This is a genomic window from Pigmentiphaga sp. YJ18 (assembly GCF_038066655.1).
Lineage (GTDB): Bacteria > Pseudomonadota > Gammaproteobacteria > Burkholderiales > Burkholderiaceae_B > Pigmentiphaga.
In genome coordinates, this window is record NZ_JBBUKU010000001.1 from 366,836 (window position 1) to 380,193 (window position 13,358).

The following is a 13,358-nucleotide window of genomic DNA, read 5'->3' on the forward strand; positions in this document are numbered from 1 at the left end:
GCTCAGTCCGCCTGGATCTTGAAGCGTTTCACGATCTCGCCGTAACGCTCGTAGTCGTCGCGGGTGGCCTTGGCCAGCACCTCGCGCGGGCCGCCCACCACCAGTTCGCCGCGCTGCTTGAAATGCTCCACGGCATCCGGCTCGCGCAGGGCCGCGTTGATCTGCGCGTTCAACGAGTCGGCCAGCGCGGGCGCCATCCCCGCCGGACCGTAGACGCCGAACCAGATGTTCACGAACACGCCGGGGAAGCCCTGCTCCGCCATCGTGGGCAGGTCGGGGATCAGCGGGCTGCGGCGTTCGTCCACCACGGCGAGCGGCACCAGCCGTCCGCTCTCGATGTAGGGCTTGGCGCCGCCGTAGCCGAGATAGATGAGCTTGACCTGTCCGCCCAGCGCGTCGTTCAGCGCCGGCCCCACGCCACGGTACGGAGAATGCAGCAGCGACAGCCCGGCGGCGCGGTTGAACAGTTCGCCGGCGATGTGCATGGGCGACCCGTTGCCGGAGGTCGCATAGGCCAGCGGCGGTCCGGTCCGGGCAAGCCCGGCCAGTTCGCGGGCGTTCTTCACGCCCAGGCCGGGATGCGCCAGCAGCAGCATGGGCGTGGAGGAAATCATCGCGATGGGCGTGAAGTCCCGCTGCACGTCGAAGGTATAGCCCAGGTTCCGGGGCAGGACGTGGGGCGCCATGGCGAAGGTGTTGGCCGTGACCAGCAAGGTGTAGCCGTCGGGTTCTGCACGCGCCACGATGCCGGTGCCTATGCTGCTGCCCCCGCCGGGACGGTTGCTGACCACCACCGGCTGGCCCCAGGCCTTGCCCAGCTTCTCGCTCAGCAGCCGGGCGATGGGGTCCACCCCGCCCCCTGGCGGGAACGGCACGACCAGCGTCACCGCCCTGGCGGGAAATCCCTGGGCCATCGCGGGCCGCGGCAGCAGCCCCCCGCCCGCGAGCCAGCAGGCCCCCAGCCCGGCGCCCGCGCGCAGCCCCGCTCGCCGGCCGGGCCGCATGCCGTCCTTGCGCTTGCCATCCATGCTTGCTCTCCCAAAGGCGTTCGATGCAAACGCAGTCTAGGGTGGTCGATATTTATCGTGTAGTGGATAATCGCTTGAATCACTTTCAATCTGTATTTGTAAATCCATGGACCACCTGCGGCTCATCGTCACGTTCGCCCGGGCGGCGGAAGCGGGCAGCTTCAGCAAGGCGGCCCGCACGCTGGGCGTCACGCCGCAGGCCGTCAGCGCCCAGATCCGGCAGCTCGAACAACAGGTCGGCGTGCGCCTGTTCTACCGCACCACCCGCAGCATCAACCTGACCGAGGAAGGCCGGGCCTTCCACGAACGCTGCCGCGCCGGCATGGAAACCATCCAGGGCGGGCTCGACGTCCTGCGCGACCGCACCGAGCAAATGGTGGGCACGGTCAGGCTGGCGCTGCCCTATGCCATCAGCTATGAACTGGTCGCGCCGCTGATGGGGCGCTTCATGGACCGCTATCCCCAGGTCCGGGTCGACATGCTGACCCTGAACCAGTTGCCGGACGTGGTCGAGCACGGCGTGGACGTGGGCATCATCGGCGGCGAGCTTCCCAGCAGCTCGCTGGTCGCCCGCAAGGCCGGGGCCTTCAACCACGTGCTGTGCGCCTCGCCGGACTACCTGGACGAACGGGGCGTGCCGGACCACGTGGACGCGTTGCGCGACCATCGCTGCGTGCTGCTGCGCCACCCCCGCACGGGAAGGCTCTGGCCCTGGACCTTCCAGTCGGGCGGCGACATCGTCACGCTCAATCCCGAAGGCGCGCTGTCGGTGCAGGACGCCGAAAGCCAGCACCGCGCGGTGCTGCACGGCGCGGGCATCGGCCAGATCGCCAGCTACTACGCGGCGCCGCACATTCGCGCGGGCAGGCTGCGCCCGCTGTCCATCGGCTACGTCTCGCGCCAGGTCGACGTCCATCTCTACCTGCCCCAGCGCGACCACATCCCCTTGCGCTGCCGGGCGCTGGCCGACTATCTGCTGGCCGAACTCAAGCGCAATCCGGACCTGGTTCCCGCAACATTCTGATGCCCGAATCCCGCGCCGCGCGCCCTCTCCTGTCATGCCGGCGACGCGGGAACCCGCTACAATGCCAGCCACCTGAGGAGCGTTGCGACGACCGGCATCCCCGCCAGGCCGCCAGGCTCAGGTAACGGATCGGCCGCGGCCCGCCTGGGCGGCACCGGTCCACGGCAACGGCGCTCGCCCCACATCCTGCCCCTTGCAGGCCATGCGGCGAGCCTTCCCGGCTCACGCCGCGGCGTCAAAGGGCAAGCACTTTGGAGTCCTCATGAACGCTGTACCCAACGCCCAGACCCCCGACCACCGCATCGCCGACATCGCACTGGCCAACTGGGGCCGCCGCGAGATCAGCATCGCCGAGACCGAGATGCCCGGCCTGATGGCGATCCGCGAGGAATTCGCCGCCACCCAGCCGCTCAAGGGCGCCCGCATCGCCGGCAGCCTGCACATGACCATCCAGACCGCCGTGCTGATCGAGACGCTCAAGGCCCTGGGCGCCGACGTGCGCTGGGCTTCGTGCAACATCTTCTCGACCCAGGACCACGCCGCGGCGGCCATCGCCGCCTCGGGCACGCCGGTGTTCGCGATCAAGGGCGAGTCGCTGGCCGACTATTGGGAATACACCCACCAGATCTTCGAATGGCCGGCCGGCGCCCATGCCAACATGATCCTGGACGACGGCGGCGACGCCACCCTGCTGCTGCATCTGGGCACCCGCGCCGAGCAGGACGCCACCGTGCTGGCCAAGCCCGGCAGCGAAGAGGAAGTCGCGCTGTTCGACTCGATCCGCAGCACCCTCAAGCGCGATCCGAAGTGGTACTCCACCCGCCTCGCCCAGATCAAGGGCGTGACCGAAGAAACCACGACCGGCGTGCACCGCCTCTACCAGATGTCCAAGAAGGGCGAGCTGGCCTTCGCCGCGATCAACGTCAACGACTCGGTCACCAAGTCCAAGTTCGACAACCTGTACGGCTGCCGTGAATCGCTGGTGGACGGCATCAAGCGCGCCACCGACGTCATGGTCGCGGGCAAGGTCGCGGTCGTGTGCGGCTACGGCGACGTGGGCAAGGGCTGCGCCCAGGCTCTGGCCGCGCTGCGCGCCCAGGTCTGGGTGACGGAAGTCGATCCCATCTGCGCGCTGCAGGCCGCGATGGAAGGCTACAAGGTCGTGACCATGGACTACGCGGCCGACAAGGCCGACATCTTCGTCACCGCCACCGGCAACTACCACGTCATCACGCACGAGCACCTGGTGGCGATGAAGGACGAGGCCATCGTCTGCAACATCGGCCACTTCGACAACGAGATCGATGTCGCCTCGCTCAAGCAGTACAAGTGGGAAGAGATCAAGCCGCAGGTCGACCACATCGTCCTGCCCTCGGGCAAGCGCATCATCCTGCTGGCGCAAGGGCGGCTGGTGAACCTGGGCTGCGCCACCGGCCATCCCTCGTTCGTGATGTCGTCCTCGTTCGCCAACCAGACCATCGCGCAGATCGAGCTGTGGACCCGCAACGAGAACTACGCCAAGGGCCAGGTCTACGTGCTGCCCAAGCAGCTGGACGAGAAGGTCGCGCGCCTGCACCTGAAGAAGCTGGGCGTCCAGCTGACCCAGCTGCGCGCCGACCAGGCCGCCTACATCAACGTGGCGGTCGAAGGCCCCTACAAGCCCGAGCACTACCGCTATTGATCGATCCCGTCCGGGGCCCCGCGCCCCGGAACGCCCCACCCTTTTCCCTCTGGCAAGGAGTTCGCGATGACCCTGTTACTCGTCTGGTTGCTCAACGCCGTGGCACTGCTGGTCGTGGCCTATCTGCTGCCCGGCATCACCGTGGCGAGCTTCGGTTCGGCGCTGATCGCGGCGCTGGTGCTGGGCCTGCTCAATTCGCTGGTCAAGCCGGTGCTGGTGCTGCTGACGCTGCCGATCACCGTGGTCACGCTGGGCCTGTTCCTGATCGTGCTGAACGCGCTGCTGTTCTGGTTCGCGGGTTCGATCCTGAAGGGCTTCCAGGTCAGCGGTTTCTGGTGGGCCGTGATCGGGGCGCTGCTCTACAGTCTGATCTCGGGCCTGTTGTCGGCCATCGTGCCGAACTGACCCTTTACCTACAGGTTGCCCGCAAGTGAGTTCATCCTTATCTCCCGACCCGGCGCCGGCTGACGCCGCGCCGGTCTTCAGCCTGGAGTTCTTTCCGCCGCGCGACATCGCGGCGCAGGAACGGCTGGTACGCACGGCCAAGCAGTTGCAGGGCCTGCATCCCCATTTCGCCAGCGTGACGTTCGGCGCGGGCGGTTCGACCCGCGACGGCACGATGCTGGCGGTGTCGATGCTGCAGAAGCTGGGCTACGAGGCCGCGCCGCATCTGTCGTGCATAGGTTCGACCCCCGAAAGCCTGCGCGACATTCTCTATACCTACCGTCAGGCCGGGATCCTGCGCCTGGTGGCCCTGCGCGGGGACATGCCGTCCGGCATGGGCGACATGGGCGAGCTGCGCTATGCGCGGGACCTGGTGGAGTTCATCCGCCAGGAAACGGGGGACTGGTTCCATATCGAGGTGGCGGCGTATCCGGAGATGCATCCGCAGGCCCAGGGGCCGGAGGCGGATCTGGACCGGTTCGTGGAGAAGATGCGGGCGGGCGCGGACAGCGCGATCACGCAGTATTTCTTCAATGCGGATGCGTACTTCGATTTCGTGGACCGGGCGACGGCGAAGGGCGTGTTGGCGCCCATCGTGCCGGGGATCATGCCGATCACGAATTACACGCAGCTGGCGCGGTTCTCGGATATGTGCGGGGCGGAGATTCCTCGATGGATACGGTTGCGGCTGGCGTCGTACGGGGATGATCGGGCTTCCATCCGGGCGTTCGGGCACGACGTGGTGGTGGAGCTTTGCCAGACCTTGCTGGACGGGGGCGCGCCGGGGCTGCATTTCTATACGATGAACCAGGCGGACGCTACCCAGGCTGTCTGGAAGGAATTGGAGCGGTGACGTCTCTTGGACGTTAGGGTTCTTTAGACGGTTGTTTCCGGCCTTGGGGCGCGGGGCGCTGTGAGGCGCAGCGCCCCGCGCCCCAAGGCCGGAAACAACCTGCGGCGTCTTATGGTGTGGCGCCTTGGTCGGTGGTGTGGGGACCGGGCATGCATCCTTCTTCGGTGATGATGGCGTCGAGCCGCATGTCGTGCGGCTCGGGTACGTGCACGTCGGGAGCCAGGCGGCCGCAGGCGTAGGCGATGCCCAGGGCCAGGGTCTCGTGGCCGCCCTGGCGCAGGGCGGCCAGGGTGCGGTCGTAGTAGCCGCCGCCGTAGCCGATGCGGTCGCCGTCGACGGTGTAGCCCAGGGTGGGGACGAGGACGATGTCGGGGGTACGGGGCTCGGTGGACCGGGGTTCGGGGATGCCGTAGGCGCCGGGGGCCATGGGGGTGTCGGGGGTCCAGGCGCGGAACTCCAGGGGGGCGGCCTTGGTCAAGATCACGGGTAGGGTCAGTTCCAGCCGGTCGTCGCGGGCCCAGGCCTGCAAGGCGGGGCGCAGGTCGGGTTCGTCGCCGATGGGCCAGAAAGCCGACAGCACCACGCGCCTGCCGCCCCCAGGGGCCGCGGCCAGGTAGTCGTGTATCCTGCCTTGCAGGAGGCCGGCGATGCGGGCGTCGGCCGCGGCGCGCTCGGTGGCGCTCATGGCCGCGCGCAGGGCGCGCAGGCGTGGACGCAGGGCCGCGGCGGTGGCCTCCCTGGGTTTACCCGATGCTATTCTTGCTGCCATGGCCTATTCAGCTCTCTTCAACAGAATCCGCATTACAGCACTTGCCGCCGTGCTGGCAAGCGCCGCCGTGGGCTCCGCCTGCGCGCAGGTCTCGGCGCCCGGGTCCGACGACGCCCTGCTGGCGGCGCGCACCGCGGTGCAGACCGGCAACTGGGACATCGTCCAATCGCTGATCCCGCGGCTGGAAGGCCATGTGCTGGCGGCCTATCCGCAGTACTGGGTGCTGCGGCAGCAGTTGAACGATCCGCGCAAGCCGCTGCCCGAGTCCGAGCTGAACGAATTCGTGAACGCCCATCGCGGCACCTACCTGGCCGAGCGGCTGCGCGGCGAATGGCTGCTGGCCGCCGCCAAGCAGGCCGACTACGCCACGGTGCGCACGCTGGCCGACACCACGGTCAACACGCCGCAGGTGGACTGTGCGGTGCTGCTGGCCATGCATGCGCGCGGCGAACGGGTCACGGCCCAACTGGCCATGTCCAAGTTCGAGCCCGGCGACAGTTGCTGGTCGCTGTACGACCGGCTCCAGGCCGACGGCGTCATGCAGTGGGACGACTTCGCCACGCAGATGCGCAACCTGTTCGAGACCAACTCGCTGGCCCATGCCAGGCGCATGGCGCGCTACGTGTTCGACCCGGCCCAGCAGAAAACGCTGAACGGCCTGCTGGACCAGCCCATGATCTGGCTGGTGCGGCAGAACACCCTGCCGCGCGACCGGGCCGGCCGCGAACTGGTGGTGACCGCGCTAAGCCGCCTGGCGCGCAACGACCTGCAGGTGGGCTACGACTATTTCGAACGCAGCTGGGCACGGCAGTTGCCGGCCGACGATGCCAGCTGGGTGCGCAACCAGTTCGCGCTGCACGCCTCGTTCAAGCTCGATCCGGTCGCGGTCGCCTGGTACCGCGCGGGCGAAGGCGGCAGGCTGACCGAATACAACCAGGGCTGGCGCGCCCGCATGGTGCTGCGCCAGCAGCCCGTGGACTGGCGCACGCTGAACCGCTACATCGAGCAGATGCCGCCGGCCATGCGCGAGGACCCCACCTGGGTCTACTGGCACTCGCGCGGCCTGGTCGCGCAGGGCGCCGTGCAGGAAGGCCAGGCGGGCTACCGCAGCATCGCCGGGCAGTTCAACTTCTACGGCCAGCTGGCCGCCGAGGAACTGGGCATTGCCACCACCATCCCGACCTCCACCGCGCCGATCACTCCGGATGAACTGGCCAAGGCGCAGTACAACCCCGGCCTGCAACGCGCGGTCGCGCTGTTCCGGCTGGGCTGGCGCACGGAGGGGGTGCGCGAATGGAACTACGCGCTGCGCGGCATGAACGACCGGCAACTGCTGGCCGCCGCCCAGCTCGCCCACCGCGAGAACCTGTACGACCGCGCGGTGAACACCGCCGAGCGCACGCGCGACCAGCACGATTTCAACCTGCGTTTCCTGACGCCCTTCCGCGACCAGCTGGTGGACAAGTCGCGCGAGATCGGCGTGGACGCGACCTGGGTGTATGGCCTGATCCGCCAGGAATCGCGCTTCGTCATGGATGCCCGCTCCAGCGTCGGCGCCTCCGGCCTGATGCAGCTGATGCCGGCCACCGCCAAGTGGGTAGCGCGCCGCATCGGCATGAGCGACTACGCGCAGCACCGCGTCAACGACATGGACACCAACCTGACCCTGGGCACCAGCTATCTGCGCATCGTGCTGGACGACCTGGGGGGTTCGCCCCTGCTGGCCTCGGCGGGCTACAACGCCGGTCCCCGCCGGCCCCATACCTGGCGCTCGACCCTGCCGGGCCCGGTGGAAGGGGCGATCTTCGCCGAGACCATTCCCTTCACCGAGACCCGCGACTACGTCAAGAAGGTGCTGTCCAACGCCACGTACTACGCGGCCCTGTTCACGGGCCAGCCGCAGTCGCTCAAGGCCCGGCTGGGAACGGTCGCCCCGCAAACGGTGGAGACCACCGCCATACCCTGAGGAAGCGCACGCCATGACCATGATCTATCCACGCATACTCGTGCTGGGCGGTTCGGGCTTCATCGGCAGCCACCTGGTCGCCCGCCTGGCGGCCCAGGGCCGCAAGCTGCTGGTCCCGACCCGCCGCTACATGAGCGCCCGCCACCTGCTGCCGCTGCCCACGGTGGACATCGCCCAGGCCGACCTGTCCGACGACGCCACCCTGAACCGCCTGGTCCAGGGATGCGACGCGGTCATCAACCTGATCGGCACGCTGCACGGCGACCGCGGCACGCCCTACGGCAAGACCTTCCGCAAGCTGCACGTCGAGCTGCCCGAGCGCCTGGCCCGGGTCTGCGTGGCGCATGGCGTGACCCGCATGCTGCACATGAGCGCACTGGGCGCGGATTCCCACGGCGCCAGCATGTACCAGCGCTCCAAGGGCGACGGCGAAACCGCCGTGCGCGGCGTGTTCGATGCCTGGCCCGAGGGCGCGCTGACCATCTTCCGGCCGTCGGTGGTATTCGGCCCCGACGACCGCTTCCTGAATACCTTCGCCGCGCTGGCGCGCTGCTTCCCGGTGCTGCCGGTGGCGGGCGGATCGGCGCGCCTGCAGCCCATCTACGTGGGCGACCTGACCGAGGCCATGACCAACGCGCTGGACGACCACCGCACCTACGGCAAGACCTATGCCGTGGCCGGGCCGCAGGCCTATACGCTGCGGGAACTGGTCGAGAAGGCCGCCGCCTGGAGCGGCCATCCCCGCCGCGTGCTGCCGCTGCCCATGGGCCTGGGCAAGCTCCAGGCGGCCGCCATGGAAATGCTGCCCGGCGCGCCGCTGATCACGCGCGACAACCTCGATACGCTGACGCGGGATGCGGTCCTGGACGGGCCGCTGGCGCCGGAGCTGGGCATCCATCCCAGCTCGCTGGAAGCGCTGGCGCCCGACTATCTCGGACAGGCCGAACACACGCGCTTCGACATGTTCCGCATGCGCCATGGCCGACGCTGACCTCGCCCGGCCGGCGCCGGGTCCCGACCCGGCCACCGACGGACTGGAGGTCTTCGTCGTGGGTGGCGCGGTGCGCGACGCCCTGCTGGGCCTGCCCGCGGGCGACCGCGACTGGGTGGTGGTGGGCGCCACGCCGGAACAGATGTCGGCCCGCGGCTTCGTGCCCGTGGGCGGCGACTTTCCCGTCTTCCTGCACCCGGCCACCCGCGAGGAATACGCGCTGGCCCGCACCGAGCGCAAATCGGGACGCGGCTACAAGGGCTTCACCTTCCACACCGGCCCCGAGGTCACGCTGGAAGACGACCTGGGCCGGCGCGACCTGACGATCAACGCCATCGCCCAGGCGCCCGACGGCCGCCTGATCGACCCCTACGGCGGCCAGGACGACCTGCGCGCCCGACGCTTTCGCCACGTCGGCCCGGCCTTCGCCGAAGACCCGGTGCGCATCCTGCGGCTGGCGCGCTTCGCGGCCCGCTTCCACGACTTCGAGGTGGTGCCGGAAACCCTGGCGCTGTGCCGCCGCATGGCGGCCGAGGGCGAGGTCGACGCCCTGGTGCCCGAACGCGTCTGGCGCGAACTGTCGCGCGGCCTGATGCAGGAGCGGCCTTCCCGCATGCTGCAGGTGCTGGCCGACACCGACGCGCTGCCGCGCGTCGCGCCCGGCCTGGCGGTGGACGGCCCGTTGCTGGCCATTCTGGACCTGGCCGCCGATGCGGGACTGCCGCTGGCCTCGCGTTACGCGCTGCTGTGCTCCGACAGCGCCGACCCGGCCGGATTGGGCAAGCGGCTGCGCGCCTCGAACGACTGCAACGACATGGCGCGCCTGCTGCAACTGGCCCTGGCCGAACTGCCGCGCGCGGGCCGGGATCCCGAACGCGTGCTGGCCTTGCTGGAACGCGCCGACGCCCTACGCAAGCCCGAGCGTTTCGAACAGTTGCTGGCCGCCGCGCAGCGGCGGATGCCGGTGGACGTGGCGCAGTGGACGGCGTGGCGGGACACGGTCAGGGCGGTCGACGCGGGCGCCATCGCCGCCCGGCATGCCGATCAGCCCGGCGGCATACGCGAGGCCGTGCGGGCCGCCCGGCTGGCGGCCCTCGCCCCCGCCACCGACACGGGCGCCTGACCGTCCTTCCGGTCGCTCAGTTCGCGTCCAGCTTCAACCCCTTGGCCGCTTCGCCCATCCAGACCAGGTCCGCTTCGATCAGTTGCTTGAAGTCTCGGCTGCTGGAGCTGATTGCCGGATGAATGCTGAAAGTCGCCAGACTCTCGCGAACCTGCGGCGCCATGGCGGCCTTCGCGACGGCCTGCCTCATGGCCTGCGCAACGGCCGGCGGCGTGTCGGCCCGGATGCCGTAGCCTCCCCAGAGCACGAGCGGCGGCACCCGGTAGCCGGCTTCCGCCACGGTGGGAACATCCGGCATGTCCGGCATCCGTTTGTCGTCGACCACCGCCAGCGCGCGCACCTGTCCCTTGGGCACATACATGGACGCGAAGGTCGCCGCGGTCATGGTGAAATCGACGCGGCCGGCGATCAGGTCCGTCATCATGTCAGGCCCCGATTTATAGGGAACGTTGGCTGCGTCGAACCCTGCGATCCGGCCGAACTGCACCGCTTTCAGGTGCTCGGTGCTGCCGACGCCCAGGGACGAATAGTTCAGCTTGCCGGGATGCTGCCGCGCAAACGCCACCAGGTCCTTGAGCGACCTGAAGGGCGAATTGCCCGGCACGAGCAGCACCATGGGCGTCACGGTCGTCTGGGTAAGGGGCAGCAGGTCGCGGGTCAGGTCGAACTGCTTCTGCACGACCTGCACGGATGCCAGGCTGTTGTAGAGATAGAGCAGCGTCAACCCGTCGGGCGGGGCAGCATGCAGGGCGCGCATGCCGATGGTGAACAGGCCGCCTGGCTTGTTCTCGACGATGACTGGACGGTTGAGGATCTTGCCGAGTTCGCCCGCCAGGTTGCGGCTGCTGGTATCGGCCACGCCGCCGGCCGTCAGGGGAACGATGATCCTGACCGGGCCAGCCGCCGGCAGGAGGCCGGCATCGGACGCCCAGGCCGGGGATGCCAGCGATGCCGCAACGGCCGTGGCCACGGCCAGGCGCCGCAGGGAACGGATCAGCGATGTAGTCAACATGGGGTCTCCTCCCACTTCTCGAGCAGGTTCTTGTCGGCTGACGCGGATCGCGCCCGCCGCCTCGCGGTCAATGATTCATCATGCCGCCGTTGATGTGCAGGGTCTGGCCCGTGATCCAACGGCTGTCGTCGCTCATCAGGAAGCTCGCCACCCCCACCATGTCGCCGGTATCAGCGGTCCGCGCCAGCGCCTGGGACTTCAGGATGGCCGCCAATTGCTCCTGGGTGAACGTGGCGCGGGGCACTGCGGTCTCGATGAAACCCGGGGACAAGGAGTTCACGCGGATGTTGTACGCCCCGAGCTCGCGCGACATCGCATTGGTCATGCCAAAGATGCCCCCCTTGCTGGCGACGTAGTGCAGGTATCCCGTCTTGCCCATCCAGGCGGCGTCCGACCCGATGTTGACCAGGCTGGCGCCCGGAGAACGCCGCAGGTGCGGCAGCAAGGCCTTCACCAGCAGCCACGGCCCTTTCACATTGACGGCCATGACGCGGTCCCATTCCTGCTCCTCGATTTCCCAGAACGGTTTCAGGGTCAGGGCGGAGAAAATCGCCGCGTTATTGATCAGTCCGTCCAGGCGACCGTACTGCTCGCCTATCCAGTCGGCGAAGGCGCCCACGTCGCGGGCGTCGGCCACGTTCATGGCGAACTGGCCGACGGCCAGGCCTTCCGAGGCCAGTCTCCGGACCGCGTCGGCCAATCCCTGCTCGTTGATATCGGTCAGAACGACGGTGGCGCCATCGCGCGCCAGCCGCCTGGCGTAGGCCGTGCCTATGCCCTGGCCGGCGCCGGTCACGACGATGATCTTGCCCGCCAGGACGCCACGGACGGTAGAAGACTGTTCGATGCTCATGCGGATTCTCCTCGGGTTCAGGCCATGCGGAAAGGATCGCGGGTCGCCCCCGCCAGCTCGACCCAGATCGACTTGGACTCCAGAAAGTCGTTGATGGAATCCAGGCCGTTCTCCCGCCCCATGCCGCTCGCCCCGAAGCCGCCGAACGGAGCGCTAGGCGCCACCGCCCGGTAGGAATTGATCCACACTGTGCCAGCGCGCAGTCGGGCCGCCGCGCGATGCGCGCGGCGCACGTCGTTGGTCCATACGGATCCGGCCAGCCCGTACTCCGTATCGTTCGCGATGCGCAGGGCCTCCTCCTCGGTCTCGAAGGTCTGCGTGCAGAGCACCGGTCCGAACACCTCGTCGCGCGCGATGTGCATGCCGGCCTTCACCCTGGTGAACACGGTGGGTTTGATGAACCATCCGCCAAGCTCTTCATCGGGGCCGCCGTACACGCACGTGGCGCCCTCGTCGCGGGCAGTCCGAAGATGCGACAGGATGCGCTCGTACTGCGGAGCGTTGGAGATCGGCCCCAGCTCCGTCGCCTCGTCCTGCGGATCGCCCAGGCGTATGGTCCGGGCCCGCGCCAGCACGCGCTCGATCACGGCGTCGTGGATGTCGCGATGGATGACCAGGCGGGAACCCGCCATGCACGTCTGGCCCGCCGCAGCGAAGATGCCGGCAATCACGCCATTGGCGGCCGCTTCGACGTCGGCGTCTTCGAACACTACCTGGGGCGACTTCCCCCCCAGTTCCAGTACGACGCCGTTCAGGTTGCCGCCCGCAGCCTGGGCCACCTTGCGCCCGGTCGCCGACGAGCCGGTGAACAGTACCCGGTCCACCCCGGGATGCGCGGCCAGGTAGGCACCCAGCTCCGGCGAACTTCCCGTCACGGCATTGAATACTCCGGGCGGAAAACCCGCTTCCTCCAGCAGTCTCCCAAACGCCAGCGTCGAGGCAGGCGCATGTTCGGACGGCTTGACGACAAAGGTGCAGCCGGCCGCCAGCGCGGGCGCCAGCTTGAACGCCATCAGCATCAGCGGGGCGTTCCACGGCGTGATCGCCGCCACGACCCCCGCGGGCTCGCGCGTGGTGTAGACGAGAAAATTGCGCTTGTCCGTCGGAATGCACCGGCCCTCCAGCTTATCGGCCAGACCGGCGAAGTAACGGAACCACACCGGCAGGTAGCGGAGCTGGAAGATCATTTCGCGGTACAGCTTGCCCGAGTCCTGGACTTCGGTGCGAGCCAGACTCTCGGCCTGTGTCTCCAGCCTGTCCGCGAGGGCGTGCATGAGCCGGGCGCGGTCGAAGCCGGTCATGCCGCCCCACGGCCCCTGCAACGCCCGCCGCGCCGCGGCCACCGCGGCGTCAACGTCGGCAGTCCCACCGTCCGGAACGCTGGCCCAGGGTTTGCAGGTATAGGGGTCCAGAGTCTCGAAGCTGCGGCCGGTTCGGGCTTCGACCGCCTTGCCGTCAATCAACATGGGAAAAAAGCGGGTGGACGCATCCACGGTGTGTCTCCTGTACGGGTAGTAGGTACGGGGTCTGGGGCCCCCATCGACCGGAACCGTCACTGTAGAAACACAGCTATTACTTTAGTATTGAATTTTCTGGGCAACCGTATATCCTTTG

The 13,358-nt window shown here is 68.5% G+C and carries 12 protein-coding genes and 1 riboswitch; of the genes, 7 read left to right on the plus strand and 5 right to left on the minus strand.

What is annotated here, in order from left to right:
* Window positions 1–2: 2 nt before the first annotated feature.
* Complete coding sequence (locus tag WKR98_RS01840) at window positions 3–1,028, minus strand: Bug family tripartite tricarboxylate transporter substrate binding protein (protein WP_238160202.1); 1,026 nt, start codon at window positions 1,026–1,028, stop codon at window positions 3–5.
* Window positions 1,029–1,134: 106 nt separating this feature from the next.
* Here WKR98_RS01840 and WKR98_RS01845 point away from each other — a divergent pair, with 106 nt between their 5' ends.
* The 4 genes from WKR98_RS01845 to metF all read left to right on the plus strand — a co-directional run bounded on the left by WKR98_RS01845 (window position 1,135) and on the right by metF (window position 5,030).
* Window positions 1,135–2,052, plus strand: a complete 918-nt coding sequence (locus WKR98_RS01845; RefSeq protein WP_124691604.1) for a LysR family transcriptional regulator — start codon at window positions 1,135–1,137, stop codon at window positions 2,050–2,052.
* Window positions 2,053–2,120: 68 nt separating this feature from the next.
* Window positions 2,121–2,235, plus strand: a riboswitch (S-adenosyl-L-homocysteine riboswitch).
* Between the two features lie 79 nt (window positions 2,236–2,314).
* Window positions 2,315–3,733, plus strand: a complete 1,419-nt coding sequence (ahcY, locus tag WKR98_RS01850) for an adenosylhomocysteinase (protein WP_124691605.1) — start codon at window positions 2,315–2,317, stop codon at window positions 3,731–3,733.
* A 66-nt stretch (window positions 3,734–3,799) separates the two neighbouring features.
* Window positions 3,800–4,138, plus strand: coding sequence for a phage holin family protein (locus WKR98_RS01855; protein ID WP_124691606.1), 339 nt, complete (start codon window positions 3,800–3,802; stop codon window positions 4,136–4,138).
* A 25-nt stretch (window positions 4,139–4,163) separates the two neighbouring features.
* The gene (gene metF / locus WKR98_RS01860) at window positions 4,164–5,030 is read left to right on the plus strand and encodes a methylenetetrahydrofolate reductase [NAD(P)H] (protein ID WP_341431859.1); all 867 of its coding nucleotides are present in this window, start codon (window positions 4,164–4,166) and stop codon (window positions 5,028–5,030) included.
* Window positions 5,031–5,139: 109 nt separating this feature from the next.
* Here metF and WKR98_RS01865 read toward each other — a convergent pair whose 3' ends face one another.
* The gene (locus WKR98_RS01865; protein WP_341431860.1) at window positions 5,140–5,799 is read right to left on the minus strand and encodes a 5-formyltetrahydrofolate cyclo-ligase; all 660 of its coding nucleotides are present in this window, start codon (window positions 5,797–5,799) and stop codon (window positions 5,140–5,142) included.
* Window positions 5,800–5,848: 49 nt separating this feature from the next.
* Here WKR98_RS01865 and WKR98_RS01870 point away from each other — a divergent pair, with 49 nt between their 5' ends.
* Genes WKR98_RS01870 through WKR98_RS01880 form a run of 3 tightly spaced genes read left to right on the plus strand, consistent with a single transcriptional unit; the run spans window position 5,849 to window position 9,879 of the window.
* A complete protein-coding gene (locus WKR98_RS01870; protein ID WP_238160203.1) occupies window positions 5,849–7,765 on the plus strand; it encodes a lytic transglycosylase domain-containing protein in 1,917 nt (638 codons plus the stop codon).
* 13 nt (window positions 7,766–7,778) lie between these two features.
* Window positions 7,779–8,756, plus strand: a complete 978-nt coding sequence (locus tag WKR98_RS01875; RefSeq protein ID WP_341431861.1) for a complex I NDUFA9 subunit family protein — start codon at window positions 7,779–7,781, stop codon at window positions 8,754–8,756.
* Window positions 8,743–9,879: a CCA tRNA nucleotidyltransferase gene (locus WKR98_RS01880; protein ID WP_341431862.1), complete on the plus strand. Its 1,137-nt coding sequence runs from the start codon at window positions 8,743–8,745 to the stop codon at window positions 9,877–9,879. The genes WKR98_RS01875 and WKR98_RS01880 overlap by 14 nt, the downstream gene beginning before the upstream one ends.
* 16 nt (window positions 9,880–9,895) lie before the next feature.
* On the opposite strand, the gene WKR98_RS01885 is transcribed toward WKR98_RS01880, so the two are convergent.
* The 3 genes from WKR98_RS01885 to WKR98_RS01895 form a co-directional block, all read right to left on the minus strand.
* Window positions 9,896–10,891, minus strand: coding sequence for a tripartite tricarboxylate transporter substrate binding protein (locus WKR98_RS01885; protein WP_124691611.1), 996 nt, complete (start codon window positions 10,889–10,891; stop codon window positions 9,896–9,898).
* A 67-nt stretch (window positions 10,892–10,958) separates the two neighbouring features.
* Entirely contained in the window at window positions 10,959–11,744 is a 786-nt protein-coding gene (locus WKR98_RS01890) for an SDR family NAD(P)-dependent oxidoreductase (protein ID WP_124691612.1), read from the minus strand.
* 17 nt (window positions 11,745–11,761) lie between these two features.
* Window positions 11,762–13,237: an aldehyde dehydrogenase gene (locus WKR98_RS01895; RefSeq protein WP_341431863.1), complete on the minus strand. Its 1,476-nt coding sequence runs from the start codon at window positions 13,235–13,237 to the stop codon at window positions 11,762–11,764.
* Window positions 13,238–13,358 lie beyond the last annotated feature (121 nt).